The organism is Lelliottia nimipressuralis, from assembly GCF_041464075.1.
GTDB lineage: Bacteria > Pseudomonadota > Gammaproteobacteria > Enterobacterales > Enterobacteriaceae > Enterobacter > Enterobacter nimipressuralis.
Window position 1 is genome coordinate 252,320 of record NZ_CP167172.1, and the last position, 19,336, is coordinate 271,655.

Genomic DNA, 19,336 nt, shown 5'->3' on the forward strand with positions numbered 1-19,336 from the left:
ACTCCATGTATTTTTTAAACTACATCCCGAATGAACTCATGGCGTGAAATTAGAAGAAAATCGTCATCCGATAAATGGGCGAAACGCAGATCCTGAAGCCGCCTCGCAAGGCGGAAAAGTGAAAGTCAGTTTTTACCGGCTAATCTTTTTACCAGCCCAAACCTAAGGTATATTTCGCCCATTAAGGAGAAATTATGCTGCCCACCCAATCAACCCGATTAAACAAATACATTAGCGAGAGCGGAATCTGCTCGCGTCGCGAGGCTGATCGTTACATCGAGCAAGGTAACGTTTTCCTGAACGGTAAACGCGCCACCATTGGCGATCAGGTGGTGCCTGGCGACGTGGTAAAAGTGAATGGTCAGCTGATCGAACCAAGAGACGAAGAAGATCTGGTCTTTATCGCGTTGAACAAACCGGTGGGTATTGTCAGCACCACGGAAGATGGCGAGCGGGATAACATCGTTGATTTCGTCAACCACAGCAGCCGTATCTTCCCGATTGGGCGTCTGGACAAAGACTCGCAGGGGCTGATTTTTCTCACCAACCATGGCGATCTGGTGAACAAAATCCTGCGCGCCGGTAACGATCATGAGAAAGAGTATCTGGTCACGGTCAACAAGCCGGTTACGGATGACTTTATTCGCGGTATGGGCGCGGGCGTGCCGATTCTCGGCACCGTCACGAAGAAGTGCAAAGTCAAAAAAGAGGCACCGTTCACCTTCCGCATTACCCTGGTGCAGGGGCTAAACCGTCAAATCCGTCGTATGTGTGAGCACTTTGGTTTTGAGGTCACGAAACTGGAGCGAACGCGCATCATGAACGTTAGCCTCTCCGGAATTCCGCAGGGCGAATGGCGCGATCTGACAGGCGATGAGCTGATTGAGCTGTTTAAGCTGATAGAAGGTTCGTCTTCCGAGGCGAAGCCGAAAGCCAAAGCAAAACCGAAAACGCAGGGGATTAAACGGCCTGTCGTCAGTGCGCCAAAATCCGCAGAAAAAGAGCGCAACAAACCTGCCGGGAAGCGTTTCGTGCAGCCGGGCCGTAAAAAGAAAGGGCGCTAAATTAGCGCCTTCCACGGGGTGAGGTGTTTGCAGACCACGAGAACGTGGATTCCGTATCCGGTTTATAAGCCTGCGCTTTTTTAAGTTTGCGGGCTTTTTTTGCTTCGACTTCACGCTGGGCCATCAGTTTGTCGATGTACTCTTTTTTCACCTGATTGGTTTCAGCGTTTGTCAGAGTACGACCATGTGCAATCCGTGCGCGATCGAGCAGGGTTTTCAGCTCGCGCTGCTCGCTTTCCGTCATGTCTTTCTGGGTCAATCTCGGTGTGGACATACCTGAAGCCTCTTGAGAGTAGAGGCTTCAGTGTAAAGCAAGCCGGGGTTTGCGCGAAGTGAATTAGTTTTCTTTCACCACTTCTTTTTTCGCTGGCTCTGCAATCGGTTTTCCTGACCAGTAGCCCGCCAGCAGCGAGCCGGACAGGTTATGCCACACGGAGAAGAGTGCGCCCGGCAGGGCCGCGAGCGGAGAGAAGTAGATCTTACCGAGCGCTGCCGCGAGGCCTGAGTTCTGCATCCCCACTTCAATCGCCAGCGTGCGGCAGGTCGATTCATCAAAGCCAAACAGTTTCCCGCCCCAGTATCCGCCCAGCAGACCAATGGTGTTATGCAGGATCACCGCGATAATCACCACAAAACCAACCGAGGCGATATGCGAGGCAGAACCTGCGACCACAGCGCTGATGATCGCCAGGATGCAGACCATCGAAAAAGCAGGCAGGTAAGGTTCTACGGCTTTGACGACGCGTGGGAACAGGTGGTGAATGACAAGACCGAGCGCAATCGGAATCACCACGATTTGCAGGATGGAGAGCAGCATCCCCATCACATCCACCTGAATATGCGCATCCACGTACAGACGCGTCAGCAGCGGTGTGGCGATAACGCCCACCAGCGTTGAGACGGATGAGATGGTCACCGACAGCGCCACGTCGCCTTTGGCCAGGTAGATCATCACATTCGAAGCCGTACCGCTGGCGACGCTTCCCACCAGCACCATACCGGCGGACAAATCCGGCGGCATCTTGAAAGCCAGCGCCAGCAGCCAGGCGGCCAGCGGCATCACCAGATAGTGCAGGAAAATCCCCGCTGCGACCGGTGCCGGACGCGACAGCACGCGCTTAAAGTCGTCGATTTTCAGATGCACACCCATGCCGAGCATGATCAGCATCAGCAGCGTGGTGACCCACGGGCCGACAGGCGTAAAAGTCGATGGCGTGTAATAGGCGAGAACAGAGAGCAGCAGTGCCCATAACGGGAACAGCCGCGTGATAGCGGATAACATAGTGAATTCCTTGCGATGACGTTGTGTTATTTAGTTATAAAAAAGCCGGGTTCGAGCCCGGCTATAGGTAATGTTTATCGTGCTAAGGAATATTATTCAAACAAATTATGATGAAGTTTCTGCACGACCTGCTCGGCTTCATGACCTGGTACCAGGAAGCAGAGGTTATAGCTCGATGCGCCGTAGCAAATCATGCGGATATTGAATGGATCCAGCACGCCAAAGACCTCTTTGCCCACGCCGCAGGCGCGTGACAGCTGGTTGCCGATAATCGCGACCAGCGCCAGATCTTCTTCGACTTCAACGCGGCACAGGGCGGAAAGCTCCATCAGCAGCGATTGCGTCAGCAGAGTATCGCCCGTCGACGTCGAGCCGGTGGTGTCCAGCGTCAGCGCAATGCTCACTTCGGAAGTGGTGATCAGATCCACCGAGATATTGTGGCGCGCAAGAATCCCAAACACTTCCGCCAGGAAACCGCGAGAGTGCAGCATATTCAGGCTATGCAACGTCACCAGCGTTTGCTTGCGGCGCAGCGCCAGGGCGCGGAACAGCGGTGGATTCTCAGTGCTTTTACACACCAGCGTCCCGCCTGCTTTAGGATCTTTGCTCGACCCGACAAACACCGGAATATCGCTGCGTACTGCAGGCAGCAGGGTGGCCGGGTGCAGCACTTTCGCGCCGAAGGTCGCCATTTCGGCAGCCTCTTCAAAGGCGATAACATCAATACGTTTTGCGGCAGGCACCACGCGCGGGTCGGTGGTGTAGATGCCTGGGACGTCGGTCCAGATATCCACGCGGGAGGCGTACAGCGCTTCACCAAGCAGCGCAGCCGTGTAGTCGCTGCCGCCACGGCCCAGAGTGGTGGTGCGGCCTTTGGCTTCGCTCCCGATAAAGCCCTGGGTAATGACAATTCCTTCGGCCAGTCGCGGTGCCAACTGCTGTTTAGACAGCTCGGAAAGGGTCGCGACGTCCGGTTCGGCACGACCGAAGCGGTCACTGGTACGCATCACTTTGCGCACGTCAAACCACTGCGCCAGCACGTCGCGCTCACGCAGGATCTCAACGAACAGCAGGGTGGACATCAGCTCGCCGTGGCTCACCAGTTCGTCGGTCAGCGCCGTCGATGTTGCCAGAGAGGCGGCTTCCGCCAGAGTGGTGATATTTTCGAGCAGGCGTTCGACTTCCTCGCGAATCACCTGAGGGTTCTTCATACGTTCGAGAATATCGAACTGAATTTTGCGCAGCGCATCGAGCTTCACAAAGCGCTCGGTCGCTTCCAGTCCTTCTGACAGGGCCACCAGCAGATTCGTCACGCCAGCCGATGCAGAAAGCACCACCAGGCGGGTCGTCGGATCGGCCAGCACCACGTCGGCGCTGCGGTTCATGGCGTCGTAATCGGCCACACTGGTACCGCCAAATTTGGCGACAACAAAACTCGTCATAACATCCTCGTGTCAGGGAAAGAATAAAGCGACCATGGCACAAGAACGAAACGATGACAGGTGCAGGCGCAAATACCGCCCTATAAATAAAATGTGGGGAGAGTCCTGTCAACGCTGGGATTATGCGGATTTTTCATGGGGGGGTACCCCTCAGTAACAGGACTAATAACAAGCCATTATTTTATCCCTCGTTTTACGGCGATCCGGAGGACATTCCACCGCGATAGGGCTGGCTATAGCGACTATACTTTTGGGACTTTTCACGCCCGTTTGATGCAGACCAGGGCAATGGCATAAAAACCATCACAATTTCCGCGCGCAGGCGCTACAATCGACCGCAGTCACAATTCTCAAATCACAAGAGTATTGCTAATGAAAAATATCAATCCAACGCAGACAACTGCCTGGCAGGCACTACAAAAACACTTCGACGAAATGAAAGACGTCACCATCGCGGACCTGTTCGCGAAAGACGGCGACCGTTTCAGCAAATTCTCCGCAACCTTCGACGATCTGATGCTGGTGGACTTCTCCAAAAACCGCATCACCGAAGAGACGCTGGCAAAACTGCAGGATCTGGCGAAAGAGACCGATCTGGCAGGGGCGATCAAGTCCATGTTCTCCGGCGAGAAGATTAACCGCACCGAAGACCGTGCTGTTCTGCATGTTGCCCTGCGCAACCGTAGCAATACTCCGATTATCGTTGACGGCAAAGATGTGATGCCGGAAGTGAACGCCGTGCTTGAGAAGATGAAAACCTTCTCTGAAGCCATTATCTCCGGCAGCTGGAAAGGCTACACCGGCAAAGCGATCACCGACGTGGTCAACATCGGTATCGGCGGCTCTGACCTCGGCCCCTTCATGGTGACCGAAGCGCTGCGCCCGTACAAAAACCATCTGAACATGCACTTCGTCTCTAACGTCGATGGCACCCACATCGCCGAAGTGCTGAAAAAAGTGAATCCAGAAACCACCCTGTTCCTGGTTGCGTCTAAAACCTTCACCACGCAAGAAACCATGACTAACGCCCACAGCGCGCGCGACTGGTTCCTGGCAACGGCTGGCGATAACAAACATGTGGCGAAACACTTCGCGGCGCTCTCTACCAACGGCAAAGCCGTGGGCGAGTTCGGCATCGATACCGCGAACATGTTTGAATTCTGGGACTGGGTCGGCGGCCGTTACTCCCTGTGGTCAGCGATTGGTCTGTCGATCATCCTGTCCGTGGGCTACGACAACTTTGTTGAGCTGCTCTCCGGCGCGCACGCGATGGACAAGCACTTCTCCACCACCCCGGCGGAGAAAAACCTGCCGGTATTGCTGGCGCTGATCGGCATCTGGTACAACAACTTCTTCGGCGCTGAAACCGAAGCGATCCTGCCGTACGACCAGTACATGCACCGCTTCGCGGCGTACTTCCAGCAGGGCAACATGGAATCCAACGGCAAATACGTTGACCGTAACGGCAACGCCGTGGATTACCAGACTGGCCCAATCATCTGGGGTGAGCCGGGCACTAACGGTCAGCATGCGTTCTACCAGCTGATTCACCAGGGCACCAAAATGGTCCCATGTGATTTCATCGCGCCAGCGGTGACCCACAACGCGCTGTCCGACCATCATCAGAAGCTGCTGTCTAACTTCTTCGCCCAGACCGAAGCGCTGGCTTTTGGTAAAGCGCGCGACGTGGTTGAGCAGGAATATCGCGATCAGGGTAAAGATCCGGCGACGCTGGACCACGTGGTGCCGTTCAAAGTCTTCGAAGGCAACCGCCCAACCAACTCCATTCTGCTGCGCGAAATCACTCCGTTCAGCCTGGGTGCGTTGATTGCGCTGTATGAGCACAAAATCTTCACGCAGGGCGCGATCCTGAATATCTTCACCTTCGATCAGTGGGGCGTTGAGCTGGGCAAACAGCTGGCTAACCGCATTCTGCCAGAGCTGGGTGATGACAAAGATATTAACAGCCATGACAGTTCAACGAATGGTCTGATTAATCGCTATAAATCCTGGCGCGGATAATTAATATTCCCATATCAATGCCGGCGAAATGCCGGCATTTTTTTATCGGATAATTCCGGTTGTCCGTTACCTGGCGCAAATTTCTATTCTGAGTTTAATCCGAAAAGGTCGATTACCCTGCTAATCACTGGGTGTTATTTTAGGAATATACGGAGCCTTTGTATTTTCGTGTATATTATAACTTGTTGATTTAATATGGTTTTATAAATAGTAAATAGCCGATGCTATTTACTTTCATCCATTTATCCTAAAACCATCCCCCTATTTCCCCGTTCGGCAATCCCTCTGCTTTAGTTGTGTATACTCGAATCCGCCTGAATTTCTTTTTGGGCAAATCTCCATTCATTCATTGAAGGGAAATTGTTATGAAGAAAGTACTGTATGGCATTTTTGCCATATCTGCGCTTGCGGCGACGTCTGCCTATGCGGCTCCGGTTCAGGTCGGGGAAGCAGCAGGTTCGGCGGCAACGTCTGCGTCTGCGGGGAGTTCTACCGCAACCGCGACCAGCACCGTAGGCTCGGCCGTGGGTGTCGCTCTGGCGGCAACCGGTGGCGGTGATGGCTCCAATACCGGAACCACGACCACCACGACAACAAGCACTCAGTAATAACGGGTGTATTACCATAACCACACTTCGGTGTGGTTATTTCACCCCTTCGGAGAAGAGTCGTGAAGCGACCTGCAATCATTCTGATTTGCCTGCTGTTGCAGGCGTGCTCAGCCACCACCAAAGGGCTGGGAAACTCACTGTGGGACAGCCTGTTCGGCACGCCGGGCGTGCATCTGACGGATGACGATATCCAGAATATGCCCTACGCCAGCCAGTACATGCAGTTAAACGACGGGCCACAGCTGTTTGTGGTGCTCGCTTTCGCCGAAAACGGGCAGCAGAAATGGGTGACGCAGGACCAGGCCACACTCGTGACGCAACATGGGCGTCTGGTGAAAACCCTACTCGGCGGCGACAACCTGCTTGAAGTGAACAACCTCGCAGAAGACCCGCTTATCAAACCGAATCAGATCGTCGATGGCGCAAGCTGGACGCGCACCATGGGCTGGACGGAGCACAAACAGGTGCGCTACGCCACGGCGCGATCCCTGTTCCGCTGGGATGGCACCGACACCGTGACCGTGGGCAGCGACCAAACTCAGGTGCGTATCCTTGATGAAGAGGTCACGACCGACCAGGCTCGCTGGCACAACCGCTTCTGGGTGGATGACGAAGGGCAGATTCGCCAGTCTCTGCAATACCTTGGCGCGAATTTCTTCCCGGTGAAAGCCACCCTGATCAAGGCGGCGAAACAATGAAAATCATCACATCTGCTGCGCTGCTCCTGACACTGACCGCTCCGCTGGCGTGGTCGGCGGGCACCGTCAAGGTCTATACCCCTGGCAGTAAAGAGCCGAAAACACTTTCTAACGCTGAACATCTGATTGATCTGGTCGGCCAGCCGCGTCTGGCGAATAGCTGGTGGCCGGGGGCGGTGATCAGCGAGCGTCAGGCCAGCACGGTTGCCGATCAACAACATAAGGCGCTGCTGGCCCGACTGACGGGTCTGGCAGGGCAAGAAACGGGCGACACGGCTGCCGCGATTAACGCCGTGCGCCAGCAGCTGCAGGCGATAAGCGTAACAGGGCGCCAGCTGATTAATCTCGATCCCGACGAAGTGCGCGTGGCGGAGAAAGGCAATCCGACCCTGGAAGGGGAATACACCCTGTGGATCACACCGCAGCCGACCATCGTGACGGTGATGGGGCTGGTCAGCGCTCCTGGGAAAAAGCCGTTTACGCCGGGGCGCGATCTCGCGAGTTACCTGGATGACCAGAGCCTGCTGGAAGGCGCGGATCGCAGCTATGCGTGGGTGGTTTATCCCGATGGTCGCACGCAAAAAGCCCCGGTAGCGTACTGGAACAAACGCCATATCGAACCGATGCCGGGCAGCGTGATTTTTGTCGGCTTTGCCGATCACTTCTGGACGAAGGCGTATGACGGACTGAACACCGACATCCTTCACTCCCTGACGCATCGGATACCGGATTAATGAAAAGAACTTATCTCTACAGCATGCTGGCGCTTTGCGTCAGCGCCGCCTGCCACGCTGAAACCTTTCCCGCGCCCGTCGGGCCGTCGCAGTCAGATTTCGGCGGCGTCGGCTTGCTGCAAACGCCAACGGCACGTATGGCGCGCGAGGGCGAAATCAGCCTTAACTACCGCGATAACGATCAGTACCGCTACTATTCCGCGTCGGTACAGCTCTTCCCGTGGCTGGAAACCACCCTGCGTTACACCGATGTGCGTACCAAACAGTACAGCAGCGTCGAGGCGTTCTCAGGTAATCAGACCTACAAAGACAAAGCCTTCGACGTCAAACTGCGCCTGTGGGAAGAGAGCTACTGGATGCCGCAGGTCTCCGTCGGCGCGCGTGATATCGGCGGTACGGGTCTGTTTGATGCGGAGTACATCGTCGCCAACAAAGCCTGGGGACCGTTCGATTTCTCCCTCGGGATGGGCTGGGGATATCTAGGCACCAGCGGCAACGTGAAAAACCCGTTCTGCTCCTACAGCGACAAATATTGCTATCGCGACAACAGCTATCAGAAAGCCGGTTCGGTCAACGGCGATCAGATGTTCCACGGCCCGGCGTCACTGTTTGGCGGCGTGGAGTATCAGACGCCATGGCAGCCGCTGCGCCTGAAGCTGGAGTACGAAGGCAACAATTACACGGAAGATTTTGCAGGCAAGATCGAGCAGAAGAGCAAGTTTAACGTCGGCGCCATTTACCGTGTTACCGATTGGGCCGACGTTAACCTCAGCTACGAGCGCGGCAACACCTTCATGTTTGGTGTCACGCTGCGAACCAACTTTAACGATATGCGTCCGTCCTACAACGATAATTCCCGCCCAGCCTACCGACCGCAGCCGCAGGATGCGATCATGCAGCACTCGGTGGTGGCGAATCAGCTGACTCTGCTGAAATACAACGCGGGTCTGGCCGATCCGAAAATCCAGACCAAAGGTGACACGCTGTATGTCACGGGCGAGCAGGTGAAGTATCGCGACTCCCACGAAGGGATCGAACGGGCGAACCGGATCGTGATGAACGATCTGCCGGATGGGATCCGCACGATCCGCGTGACGGAAAACCGACTCAACATGCCGCAGGTGACCACGGAAACGGACGTCGCCAGCCTGAAGCGTCATCTCGAAGGCGAACCGCTGGGCCACGAAACGGAGCTGGTGCAAAAACGTATCGAACCGGTTGTGCCAGAAACCACCGAGCAGGGCTGGTATATCGACAAATCGCGCTTCGATTTCCATATCGACCCGATCCTCAACCAGTCCGTCGGCGGCCCGGAAAACTTCTACATGTATCAGCTGGGCGTGATGGCCACGGCGGATCTGTGGATGACGGATCACCTGCTGACCACCGGCAGCGTGTTTGGCAACATCGCCAACAACTACGACAAATTTAACTACACCAACCCGCCGAGCGACTCGAAGCTGCCGCGCGTGCGTACCCGCGTGCGTGAATATGTGCAGAACGATGTGTATGTGAATAACCTGCAGGCCAACTATTTCCAGTATCTCGGAAATGGCTTCTACGGCCAGGTGTATGGCGGTTATCTGGAAACCATGTACGGCGGCGCGGGGGCAGAAGTGCTCTACCGTCCGGTAGACAGCAACTGGGCGTTCGGCCTGGATGCCAACTACGTGAAACAGCGTGACTGGCGCAGTGCGCAGGACATGATGAAATTCACCGACTACAGCGTCAAAACCGGTCATTTGACCGCCTACTGGACGCCGTCGTTTGCCCAGGACGTGCTGGTGAAAGCCAGCGTCGGGCAATATCTGGCGGGGGATAAGGGCGGTACGCTGGAGATTGCGAAGCGCTTCGACAGCGGCGTGGTTGTGGGCGGTTACGCGACGATCACTAACGTGTCGCCGGACGAGTACGGGGAAGGGGACTTCACCAAAGGGGTATATGTTTCCATCCCGCTGGATCTCTTCTCGTCAGGCCCGACCCGCAGCCGCGCAGCCATTGGCTGGACGCCGCTGACGCGTGACGGTGGACAGCAGCTTGGACGTAAGTTCCAGCTGTACGACATGACCAGCGACCGTTCCGTTAACTTCCGTTAATGCTGTTTTGCCTGATGGCGCTGCGCGTTTCCGGCCAACGATTTTGTCGGCCCGGTAAGCGTCGCGCCACCGGGCGATTCCTCTGGTTTGCTCCAAACATAAACAAAAAATATAGATCTCTGTCACATTTTTGAGTTATACAGGATCTTCGCTCCAGAGAATGAGGTGCTGTATGACATCCCTGACTCGTCCGCGCGTTGAGTTTATCTCAATGGTCCTCCAGACCGTGCTGAGCCTCGGTCTGTTGAGCCTTGGCCTGATACTGGTCGTCTTTCTCGGCAAAGAGACGGTGCATCTGGCGGATGTGCTGTTCGCCCCTGAACAAACCAGCAAATATGAGCTGGTTGAAGGACTGGTGGTCTACTTTCTCTACTTCGAATTTATCGCCCTGATTGTGAAGTACTTTCAGTCTGGCTTTCACTTCCCGCTGCGTTACTTTGTCTATATCGGGATCACCGCGATTGTGCGGCTGATCATCGTCGATCATAAATCCCCCCTTGATGTGCTGATCTACTCGGCGGCGATCCTGCTGTTAGTGATTACCCTCTGGCTGTGCAACTCTAAGCGGCTGAAACGCGAATAAAAAAATGGCGGCCTGAAGGCCGCCAAACAACAGTCACAAGTTTACTCTTCATATTTTACGCTGCTGATGCGTTGGCTGCGTTCGCTCACCCCAGTCACTTACTTTAGTAAGCTCCTGGGATTCACTCACTTGCCGCCTTCCAGCACCGCAAAATATTTTGAGTATTGGGTCAATACAATACGTCTAAAGTTGAGGGTTGCAGTGGCATAACACAATGAAGCTTAACCTTTCACACCGCCCGCCGTGAGGCCATTGACCAGCCAGCGCTGAGCCAGCAGGAACACCACGGTAATCGGGATGGCGGAGAGCACAGCGGCTGCGGCAAAGTCGCCCCACAGGTAGTTTTGCGGGTTGAGATATTGCTGCATACCTACGGCCAGCGTGTAGCTATTCACATCACGCAGCAGCAGTGACGCGACCGGGACTTCGGTAATGGCCGCGATGAACGACAGAATAAAGACCACCGCCAGAATCGGCACCGACAGCGGCAGCAGCACGAGGCGGAAAGCCTGCCACGGTGTTGCCCCATCCAGCGCTGCCGCTTCTTCAAGCGATCCGTCGATGGTTTCGAAATAGCCCTTAATCGTCCAGACGTGTAGCGCGATACCGCCCATGTAGGCGAAAATCACGCCGCCGTGGGTGTTCAGACCGATAAAGGGCACGTACTGACCGAGACGGTCAAACAACGCGTACAACGCCACCAGTGACAGCACTGCCGGGAACATCTGGAAAATCAGCATGCTTTTCAGCAGCGTCGCTTTACCCGGGAAACGCATACGGGCAAAGGCGTAAGCGCAGGTGGTGGAGAGCGCTACAATCCCGATGGCGGTAATACCGGCCACTTTGATGGAGTTCCACAGCCACAGCAGCACCGGGAACGGCGGCGGCGTCACGCGGCCATCGGCGTGTTCGACGCTGAAGCCCAGAGCCAGCTTCCAGTGCTCCCAGGAGATCTGATCCGGGATCAGGCTGCCGGTGGCAAAGTTCCCTTCACGCAGGGAGATGGCGATAACCATCAGCAGCGGGAACATGATTGCTGCGATAAAAATCAGTAGCCCTAAGTGCGTCGCCAGGAGGCGCAACTTCTGAGATTTGGGTTGTACCATAGCCATAATATTCTTTACTCCTTAACACCGCTCCAGGCTATTTTGCTTGCCATTTTGAACGCTGGCAGTGCTCAGAATCCTCACGTACTTCGTGTACGCTCCGGTTCTTGCGCGCTGGCAGCGCCCAAACTGGCTGCGCCAATGACGCCTGTGATTCCAGTTAGTCAAATTTCATACGTGTGGCTTTCAGATTCACAATCGCCAGTGCGCCTACCAGCAGGAAGATCAGGGTGGCAATGGCAGCTGCCAGCCCGAAGTCCTGACCGCCGCCGCCTTCGAAGGCGATGCGGTAGGTGTAGCTCACTAACAGGTCCGTGTAGCCTGCTGGCGTGGTGGTTCCGAGCCTGTCCGGGCTGCCGTTGGTCAGAAGCTGAATCAGTACGAAGTTGTTAAAGTTAAAGGCGAAGCTGGCAATCATCAGCGGCGTCAGCGGCTTGATCAGCAGCGGGAACGTAATCTTAAAGAAGTTCTGGAACGGGCCTGCGCCGTCCATCGCCGAGGCTTCGTACAGATCGTCCGGAATCGCTTTCAGCAGCCCCATGCACAGGATCATCATGTACGGATAACCGAGCCAGGTGTTGACGATGATAATCATGCTGCGGGCAGTGGTCGGGTCGCTGAACCAGGCCGGTTTGATGCCAAAGAGCGCGCCCAGCATCATGTTGATTTCACCGAAGCTCTGGTTGAACAGCCCTTTGAAAATCAGAATCGAGATAAACGACGGAACCGCATACGGCAGAATCAGCAGCACGCGATAGATGGCTTTACCCTTGAGGGACTCCCACTGCACCACGCACGCCAGCACCATGCCGACCGCCACGGTCAGGATCACCGTCAGGACCGAGAAGACGACTGTCCAGACGAAGATGGCGAAGAACGGCTTCTGGATGCCTTCGTCGGTGAAGACGCGGGTAAAGTTGTCCCAGCCGATGGTGACGGTATAGCCCGGGCTGAGTTTTTCGTCGCCCCAGTTGCCGTCGGCATTCACCGACTGATAGAAACCGATCTCGTTGTTCGGACGGTATTTCACGCCGCTCTGGTTGTTGGTCAGAGTGCCGTCATCGGCTTTGGTATAGAGCGGCTGCGTGCCGGAGAACTGGCGCAGCGAGCTCATGATCACTTTGCTTTCGTCTGGCAGGATGGCCGTCAGCTGGGTCAGGGCCTGGCGGTTCTGGGTGATGACACGCAGATTCGCGCGCTCGCCTTCCGGCAGGGCGTCGGCTTCTTTCAGGGTGAGTTTCTGTTCGCCGCCAAATTTAAAGGCGTCGGAGACATAGTTTTTACCGGTCCCTTCGTCGGTCAGGGCCAGCTTCCATTCGTCACCCGCCGGGTATAAACCAAAGTTAAAGGTCTTTCCGGCCTGATAAGAACGGTCCATCAGCACCTGCTGGGCGCGTTCCTGCGCGAGCTGGTTGGTGCTGCTGTAGTTAGTGAATGCGATAGCGATGGTACAGATCAGCGGGAACAGGACGAAAAGCCCCATCCCGGCCACGCCCGGATAGACATAACGCCAGGCATAGGCTTTACGATTGGCGAAAATATACAGGCCAACAGAGCTTAAAATCAGCGTCATGATGGCGAACAGGTACTCCCCCTGCACATACATTAAAACAACAAGGTAACCCACCAGTAAGCCCAGCAGACCTATCACTGACCATTTCAGCGTGTCGCTTTGCCACCAGTGTTTCTTTTTAATGATATCCATGGGGAATCTTCCTCTACAGCGATGAAAACTTATTGTCAGGCGGCGCATCGCTGACCTGACCTACGGTTTGAGCCGTAGTAGTAGGGCGGGATCGCTACGCTCACCCGCCATAGTGCTTACTTGGTGATACGACCTTGCGCGTCTTTCAGCGCGGCATCGACAGTCTGACGACCGCTTGCTGCGTTGATCACCGCCGTACGAGTGGCATACCAGAACGCCGCCATTTGCGGGATGTTCGGCATGATTTCACCTTTCTGGGCGTTATCCATCGTGGCCGCAATACGTGGGTCTTTCGCGAGCGTATCCTGGAAGGACTTCAGCGCGACGGCACCCAGCGGTTTGTCCTTGTTCACTTCGTCCAGACCCTGATCGGTCAGCAGATAGTTTTCGAGGAACTCTTTCGCCAGCTCTTTGTTCGGGCTGGCGGCGTTGATGCCTGCGCTCAACACGCCTACGAACGGTTTAGACGGTTTGCCTTTGAAGGTTGGCAGCAGCGTGACGCCGTAGTTGATTTTGCTCTTGTCGATGTTAGACCAGGCCCACGGACCGTTGATGGTCATCGCGGTTTCGCCCTTGTTGAACGCAGCTTCCGCGATGGAATAATCGGTATCCGCGTTCATGTGTTTGTTCTTGATCAGATCAACCAGGAAAGTCAGACCGGCTTTCGCGCCAGCGCTGTCCACACCCACGTCTTTCACGTCGTATTTGCCGTTTTCAAACTTGAAGGCATACCCGCCGTCGGCTGCGATCAGCGGCCAGGTGAAGTACGGTTCTTGCAGGTTGAACATCAGCGCGCTCTTACCCTTCGCCTTCAGCTCTTTATCCAGAGCCGGGATCTCTTCCCAGGATTTCGGCGGGTTCGGTACGAGGTCTTTGTTGTAAATCAGCGAGAGGGCTTCAACCGCCACCGGATAGGCGATCAGCTTGCCGTTGTAACGCACGGCGTCCCAGGTGAACGGGAACAGTTTGTCCTGGAACGCTTTATCAGGAGAGACTTCAGCCAGCAGGCCAGACTGCGCGTAGCCACCGAAACGGTCATGCGCCCAGAAGATGATGTCAGGGCCATCGCCCGTTGCTGCGACCTGCGGGAATTTCTCTTCCAGTTTGTCAGGGTGTTCAACGGTGACTTTGATGCCGGTGTCTTTTTCGAATTTCTTACCCACTTCGGCCAGGCCGTTATAGCCTTTGTCGCCGTTAATCCAGATAACCAGCTTACCTTCTTCAATTTTGGCGAGAGCCGGTGCGGAAATCATCATTGCTGCCAGGGCGGACAATGCGAAAACGCGTGCGCCAGTCTTGATCTTCATATCTGCCATCCTTTTTGGTGATGTGCTCGTGGATACACTGAGGTGGTTCAACGTGAGCCAGTTTCCTTATATGACATCCTCTTTCCATCCTCCTTAGGTCTACGCCCCACCCCCGCTTTGTGTGATCTGCGTTGCATAAATTTAAGTTATGAGTCATGGCGCACATAAAAACCCAATGAATTTTGCCGCCTGCATCACGAATTTACCCAGACCACGCCCGGCGCGGTGGCAGAACCGGTTCTCTCATCCTCCCGCCTCCTCCCCCATGAAAAAGGCAGGGGGTGGAGGATTTGCAGAACTTATGGATACCCCATAGTGAACTTATGTTGAATGTTTCTGTCGGTGACAGGTTGTAACGAAGGGAGAAGGGCATGGCGAGCGTACAGCTGCGGAATGTAACGAAAGCCTGGGGCGACGTAGTGGTGTCAAAAGACATCAATCTCGACATCCACGAAGGTGAATTCGTGGTGTTTGTTGGCCCATCAGGCTGCGGTAAGTCAACACTGCTGCGTATGATTGCTGGACTTGAAACGATCACCAGTGGCGATCTGTTTATCGGTGAAACCCGCATGAACGATATCCCACCCGCCGAACGCGGCGTCGGCATGGTTTTCCAGTCTTATGCGCTTTATCCCCATCTCTCCGTTGCCGAAAACATGTCCTTTGGTCTGAAGCTGGCCGGGGCGAAAAAAGATGTCATCAATCAGCGCGTCACCCAGGTGGCGGAAGTGCTGCAGCTGGCACACCTGCTGGAGCGTAAACCGAAAGCGCTCTCCGGCGGACAACGTCAGCGCGTGGCGATTGGCCGTACGCTGGTGGCGGAACCGCGCGTGTTCCTGCTTGATGAACCCCTTTCTAACCTGGACGCCGCCCTGCGCGTTCAGATGCGTATTGAAATTTCCCGCCTGCACAAACGCCTTGGCCGCACGATGGTGTACGTCACCCACGATCAGGTCGAAGCGATGACGCTCGCCGACAAAATCGTGGTGCTGGACGCCGGTCGCGTCGCGCAAGTGGGAAAACCGCTGGAGCTGTATCACTACCCGGCAGATCGCTTCGTTGCAGGCTTTATTGGCTCGCCGAAGATGAACTTCCTGCCGGTCAAAGTGACCGCAACGGCGATCGAACAGGTACAGGTGGAACTGCCGAACCGTCAGCAAATTTGGCTGCCAGTGGACAGCGCTAACGTACAGGTCGGGGCAAACATGTCCCTGGGTATTCGTCCTGAACATTTACTGCCAAGTCAGATCGCCGATGTGACGCTGGAAGGGGAAGTTCAGGTCGTCGAACAACTTGGTCACGAAACACAGATTCATATCCAGATCCCCGCCATCCGTCAGAACCTGGTTTACCGCCAGAACGACGTGGTGTTGGTAGAAGAGGGTGCCACATTCGCTATCGGTTTGCCGCCAGAGCGTTGCCATCTGTTCCGAGAGGATGGCACTGCATGTCGTCGGCTGCATAAAGAGCCAGGCGTTTAAGCATTCCAACAAAACTACACGTCATCCTTCGCGCTGCAGCCAACGAAGAGGCAGCCCGAAGAGTGAAGTGTAATAAGAAAAGCAATGATCTCAGGAGATAGAATAATGATTACTCTGCGCAAACTTCCACTGGCAATCGCCGTGACTGCAGGCATTTTGTCTGCTCACGCGGGCGCCGTCGATTTTAAAGGTTACGCCCGTTCGGGTATCGGCTGGACCGGTAGCGGCGGCGCGCAACAGTGCTTCCAGGCAACGGGTGCACAAAGTAAATATCGTCTTGGTAACGAATGTGAAACTTACGCTGAGCTGAAACTGGGCCAGGAAGTGTGGAAAGAAGGCGATAAGAGCTTCTACTTCGACACCAACGTCGCGTACTCCGTTGCACAGCAGAACGACTGGGAAGCTACTGATCCCGCGTTCCGTGAAGCCAACGTGCAGGGTAAAAACCTGATTGAATGGCTGCCAGGTTCCACCATGTGGGCGGGTAAGCGCTTCTATCAGCGTCATGACGTTCACATGATCGACTTCTACTACTGGGATATCTCCGGCCCGGGTGCAGGTCTGGAAAACGTGGATCTCGGCTTTGGTAAACTCTCCATGGCTGTGACCCGTTCGACTGAAGCGGGCGGCTCCTCTACTTTCGCCAGCAACAACATTCGTGATTACACCACCGATACCGCTAACGACGTCTTTGACGTGCGTTTAGCGCAGATGGAAATCAACCCAGGCGGTACGCTGGAACTGGGCGTTGACTACGGTCACACCAACGTAAATGACGATTACTATCTGCAGCCGAACGCCTCCAAAGATGGCTGGATGTTCACCGCAGAACATACCCAAAGCATGCTGAAAGGCTTTAACAAGTTCGTCGTTCAGTACGCAACAGACTCCATGACCTCTCAGGGTAAAGGCCTGAACCAGGGTGCTGGCATCGGTCTGGGTAATGACGATTCCGATGGCAAACTGTATGCCTACGGCATCAACAACAACGGCCACCTGCTGCGCGTTCTCGACCACGGTGCAATCTCCCTGGGCGACAGCTGGGACCTGATGTACGTCGGTATGTACCAGGACATCGACTGGGATAACGGCAACGGTACCAAATGGTACACCGTGGGTGTGCGCCCAATGTACAAATGGACGCCAATCATGAGTACCTTGCTGGAAGTGGGCTACGACAACGTCAAATCCCAGAACACCGGCGACAAAAACAACCAGTACAAAGTCACCCTGGCGCAACAATGGCAGGCTGGCGACAGCATCTGGTCCCGTCCGGCAATCCGCGTCTTCGCAACCTATGCGAAGTGGGATGAGAAATGGGGTTACGACACTTCGGGTAGCCCGATCACTACCAGCGGTAACTACAACTCCAACTTCGGTATGCAGACTGCAGGCCTTGGCCGCGGCGATAACGACGAGTGGAGCTTCGGTGCCCAGATGGAAATCTGGTGGTAATCCGCAGTTAATCTCACGTAATGGCTAAACAAAGGAGGGGCGCAAGCCCCTCTGATTTAAGCGTCGCGCGCTATTGCCTGGCCACCGCTGCGCTGAATATCTGAGGTGATAACAATGAAAATGAACAAAAGTCTCGTCGCCCTCTGCCTTTCCGCTGGCCTGCTGGCAAGCTTCCCGGCAGTCAGTTTTGCCGAGGTTAATTTCGTTCCGCAGAACACCACGGCGGCTCCCGCCATCCCGGCTTCTGCACTGCAACAACTGGTCTGGACGCCTGTCGATCAGTCTAAAACCCAAAGTACCGATCTTGCGAGCGGCGGCCAGCAGCTAAATGTGCCTGGTATTTCCGGCCCGGTCGCGGCCTGGAGCGTCCCGGCAAACATTGGTGAGCTGAACCTGACGCTGACCAGTATTGTCGACAAGCAAACACATGTCTTTGCGCCGAACGTGCTGATTCTGGATCAGAACATGACGCCATCGGCGTTCTTCCCGAGCAGCTATTTTACCTATCAGGAACCGGGCGTGATGAGCGCCGATCGCCTGGAAGGGGTGATGCGCCTGACGCCTGCGCTGGGTCAGCAGAAAATTTATGTGCTGGTCTTCACGACGCCGCAGGATCTCGCCCAGACAACTACCCTGGTTGATCCAGCCAAAGCCTACGCCAAAGGCACGGGCAATGCGGTCCCGGATATTCCGGATCCAAAAGCGCGCCACACCACCGACGGCACGCTGAAACTGAAAGTCAGCACCTCTTCCGCCTCCAGCGTGCTGGTTGGCCCACTGTTTGGCTCCGCTGGCCCTGGCCCTGTGACCGTGGGTAACACCGCCGCACCAGCTTATGCCGCGCCTGTCGCCGCTGCCCCTGCCGCTGCGCCGACACCAGCACCAGCTCCGGCGAAGAAAGCCGAGCCGATGCTGAATGACACTGAAAGTTACTTCAATCGCGCCATCAAAGAAGCAGTTGATCGCGGCGATGTAGACAAAGCGCTGAAGCTGCTGGATGAAGCTGAGCGTTTAGGTTCGACCACTGCCCGTTCCACCTTTATCAGCAGTGTAAAAGGCAAGGGGTGACCGTCTCCCCGCAGTGCTGATGTTGTCAGTAGTTTAGTGCGCCTGAGTGGGCGCACTTTTTTTTGGGCGGCGCAGGCTGTTGCACTCCTGTTGCGATAATGATCGTTAAACCGCGTTTGGCCGCCCCCAATCTGCTTTTCTGCGATACAATAGCCAGACGTTATGTATCGGAGAGTCTGGCATGTCACACCCTGCGCTAACGCAACTGCGTGCGCTGCGCTATTTTGAAAACATTCCCGCGCTTGACCCGGAGCAACTGGACTGGTTGCTGCTGGAGGATTCCATGACGAAACGCTTTGAGCAGCAGGGGAAAAAAGTCACGGTAACGCTGATTCAGGAAGGGTTCGTCTCGCCTGATGACGTCGCCAGTGAACTGCCGCTGCTGCCAAAAGAAGATCGTTACTGGCTGCGTGAAATTTTACTCTGCGCCGATGGTGAACCCTGGCTTGCCGGGCGGACCGTGGTCCCTGAATCTACCCTGTGCGGCCCGGAGCTGGCGCTGCAACAGCTGGGTAAAACCCCGCTGGGACGCTATCTTTTTACGTCGTCTGAGCTTACCCGTGATTTTATTGAAATTGGTCGCAATGCAGACCTGTGGGGACGCCGTTCCCGCCTGCGCTTAAGCGGCAAGCCGCTCATGCTGACAGAACTCTTTTTGCCTGCATCGCCGTTGTACTAAGAG

At 55.4% G+C, this 19,336-nt stretch carries 17 protein-coding genes; 11 read left to right on the top strand and 6 right to left on the bottom strand.

Annotation, left to right across the window (positions count from 1 at the left end):
- Positions 1–194 precede the first annotated feature (194 nt).
- Positions 195–1,064 carry a 23S rRNA pseudouridine(2604) synthase RluF gene (gene rluF / locus ACB496_RS01170; protein WP_100778082.1) on the top strand — a complete coding sequence of 290 codons (870 nt, stop codon included), beginning with the start codon at positions 195–197 and terminating at the stop codon, positions 1,062–1,064.
- Between the two features lies 1 nt (position 1,065).
- Here the strand turns inward: rluF and ACB496_RS01175 are convergent, their stop codons facing one another.
- The 3 genes from ACB496_RS01175 to lysC all read right to left on the bottom strand — a co-directional run bounded on the left by ACB496_RS01175 (position 1,066) and on the right by lysC (position 3,788).
- Positions 1,066–1,338 carry a DUF3811 domain-containing protein gene (locus ACB496_RS01175; protein ID WP_100778081.1) on the bottom strand — a complete coding sequence of 91 codons (273 nt, stop codon included), beginning with the start codon at positions 1,336–1,338 and terminating at the stop codon, positions 1,066–1,068.
- A gap of 63 nt (positions 1,339–1,401) precedes the next feature.
- The gene (gene panS / locus ACB496_RS01180; RefSeq protein WP_100778080.1) at positions 1,402–2,346 is read right to left on the bottom strand and encodes a ketopantoate/pantoate/pantothenate transporter PanS; all 945 of its coding nucleotides are present in this window, start codon (positions 2,344–2,346) and stop codon (positions 1,402–1,404) included.
- 92 nt (positions 2,347–2,438) lie between these two features.
- Positions 2,439–3,788 (bottom strand): lysine-sensitive aspartokinase 3, encoded by a 1,350-nt coding sequence (lysC, locus tag ACB496_RS01185; RefSeq protein WP_100778079.1) that lies wholly within the window; start codon positions 3,786–3,788, stop codon positions 2,439–2,441.
- A 372-nt stretch (positions 3,789–4,160) separates the two neighbouring features.
- Between lysC and pgi the strand changes: the two genes are divergently transcribed.
- The 6 genes from pgi to psiE all read left to right on the top strand — a co-directional run bounded on the left by pgi (position 4,161) and on the right by psiE (position 10,532).
- Positions 4,161–5,810, top strand: coding sequence for a glucose-6-phosphate isomerase (pgi, locus tag ACB496_RS01190; protein WP_100778078.1), 1,650 nt, complete (start codon positions 4,161–4,163; stop codon positions 5,808–5,810).
- Between the two features lie 365 nt (positions 5,811–6,175).
- The gene (gene yjbE / locus ACB496_RS01195) at positions 6,176–6,418 is read left to right on the top strand and encodes an exopolysaccharide production protein YjbE (RefSeq protein ID WP_100778077.1); all 243 of its coding nucleotides are present in this window, start codon (positions 6,176–6,178) and stop codon (positions 6,416–6,418) included.
- Positions 6,419–6,480: 62 nt separating this feature from the next.
- On the top strand, positions 6,481–7,119 hold the full coding sequence (locus ACB496_RS01200; RefSeq protein WP_102105626.1) for a YjbF family lipoprotein: 639 nt from the start codon (positions 6,481–6,483) through the stop codon (positions 7,117–7,119).
- Positions 7,116–7,853, top strand: coding sequence for a capsule biosynthesis GfcC D2 domain-containing protein (locus ACB496_RS01205; RefSeq protein ID WP_371974102.1), 738 nt, complete (start codon positions 7,116–7,118; stop codon positions 7,851–7,853). Before ACB496_RS01200 ends, ACB496_RS01205 begins: the two co-directional genes overlap by 4 nt.
- Complete coding sequence (locus tag ACB496_RS01210) at positions 7,853–9,949, top strand: YjbH domain-containing protein (protein WP_123429856.1); 2,097 nt, start codon at positions 7,853–7,855, stop codon at positions 9,947–9,949. The genes ACB496_RS01205 and ACB496_RS01210 overlap by 1 nt, the downstream gene beginning before the upstream one ends.
- A gap of 172 nt (positions 9,950–10,121) precedes the next feature.
- Complete coding sequence (psiE, locus tag ACB496_RS01215) at positions 10,122–10,532, top strand: phosphate-starvation-inducible protein PsiE (protein ID WP_095280319.1); 411 nt, start codon at positions 10,122–10,124, stop codon at positions 10,530–10,532.
- Between the two features lie 221 nt (positions 10,533–10,753).
- Here the strand turns inward: psiE and malG are convergent, their stop codons facing one another.
- The 3 genes from malG to malE form a co-directional block, all read right to left on the bottom strand.
- Complete coding sequence (gene malG, locus ACB496_RS01220; RefSeq protein ID WP_100778072.1) at positions 10,754–11,644, bottom strand: maltose ABC transporter permease MalG; 891 nt, start codon at positions 11,642–11,644, stop codon at positions 10,754–10,756.
- Positions 11,645–11,798: 154 nt separating this feature from the next.
- Positions 11,799–13,343, bottom strand: a complete 1,545-nt coding sequence (gene malF / locus ACB496_RS01225; protein WP_100778071.1) for a maltose ABC transporter permease MalF — start codon at positions 13,341–13,343, stop codon at positions 11,799–11,801.
- A gap of 116 nt (positions 13,344–13,459) precedes the next feature.
- Positions 13,460–14,650, bottom strand: a complete 1,191-nt coding sequence (gene malE / locus ACB496_RS01230; RefSeq protein ID WP_100778070.1) for a maltose/maltodextrin ABC transporter substrate-binding protein MalE — start codon at positions 14,648–14,650, stop codon at positions 13,460–13,462.
- Positions 14,651–15,021: 371 nt separating this feature from the next.
- On the opposite strand from malE, the gene malK reads away from it, so the two are divergent.
- From malK to ubiC, 4 genes are all read left to right on the top strand, one after another.
- The gene (malK, locus tag ACB496_RS01235) at positions 15,022–16,131 is read left to right on the top strand and encodes a maltose/maltodextrin ABC transporter ATP-binding protein MalK (RefSeq protein ID WP_100778069.1); all 1,110 of its coding nucleotides are present in this window, start codon (positions 15,022–15,024) and stop codon (positions 16,129–16,131) included.
- A 102-nt stretch (positions 16,132–16,233) separates the two neighbouring features.
- Positions 16,234–17,586, top strand: coding sequence for a maltoporin (locus ACB496_RS01240; RefSeq protein WP_100780781.1), 1,353 nt, complete (start codon positions 16,234–16,236; stop codon positions 17,584–17,586).
- A gap of 114 nt (positions 17,587–17,700) precedes the next feature.
- Positions 17,701–18,654, top strand: a complete 954-nt coding sequence (gene malM / locus ACB496_RS01245; protein ID WP_371974106.1) for a maltose operon protein MalM — start codon at positions 17,701–17,703, stop codon at positions 18,652–18,654.
- 181 nt (positions 18,655–18,835) lie between these two features.
- Positions 18,836–19,333 (top strand): chorismate lyase, encoded by a 498-nt coding sequence (gene ubiC, locus ACB496_RS01250; protein WP_100778067.1) that lies wholly within the window; start codon positions 18,836–18,838, stop codon positions 19,331–19,333.
- Positions 19,334–19,336: the final 3 nt, after the last annotated feature.

Bases quoted from the DNA above. Each gene is read 5' to 3' on its own strand.
- rluF (WP_100778082.1), top strand. From the start codon at position 195: ATGCTGCCCACCCAATCAACCCGATTAAACAAATACATTAGCGAGAGC.
- ACB496_RS01175 (WP_100778081.1), bottom strand. From the start codon at position 1,338: ATGTCCACACCGAGATTGACCCAGAAAGACATGACGGAAAGCGAGCAG.
- panS (WP_100778080.1), bottom strand. From the start codon at position 2,346: ATGTTATCCGCTATCACGCGGCTGTTCCCGTTATGGGCACTGCTGCTC.
- lysC (WP_100778079.1), bottom strand. From the start codon at position 3,788: ATGACGAGTTTTGTTGTCGCCAAATTTGGCGGTACCAGTGTGGCCGAT.
- pgi (WP_100778078.1), top strand. From the start codon at position 4,161: ATGAAAAATATCAATCCAACGCAGACAACTGCCTGGCAGGCACTACAA.
- yjbE (WP_100778077.1), top strand. From the start codon at position 6,176: ATGAAGAAAGTACTGTATGGCATTTTTGCCATATCTGCGCTTGCGGCG.
- ACB496_RS01205 (WP_371974102.1), top strand. From the start codon at position 7,116: ATGAAAATCATCACATCTGCTGCGCTGCTCCTGACACTGACCGCTCCG.
- ACB496_RS01210 (WP_123429856.1), top strand. From the start codon at position 7,853: ATGAAAAGAACTTATCTCTACAGCATGCTGGCGCTTTGCGTCAGCGCC.
- psiE (WP_095280319.1), top strand. From the start codon at position 10,122: ATGACATCCCTGACTCGTCCGCGCGTTGAGTTTATCTCAATGGTCCTC.
- malG (WP_100778072.1), bottom strand. From the start codon at position 11,644: ATGGCTATGGTACAACCCAAATCTCAGAAGTTGCGCCTCCTGGCGACG.
- malF (WP_100778071.1), bottom strand. From the start codon at position 13,343: ATGGATATCATTAAAAAGAAACACTGGTGGCAAAGCGACACGCTGAAA.
- malE (WP_100778070.1), bottom strand. From the start codon at position 14,650: ATGAAGATCAAGACTGGCGCACGCGTTTTCGCATTGTCCGCCCTGGCA.
- malK (WP_100778069.1), top strand. From the start codon at position 15,022: ATGGCGAGCGTACAGCTGCGGAATGTAACGAAAGCCTGGGGCGACGTA.
- malM (WP_371974106.1), top strand. From the start codon at position 17,701: ATGAAAATGAACAAAAGTCTCGTCGCCCTCTGCCTTTCCGCTGGCCTG.
- ubiC (WP_100778067.1), top strand. From the start codon at position 18,836: ATGTCACACCCTGCGCTAACGCAACTGCGTGCGCTGCGCTATTTTGAA.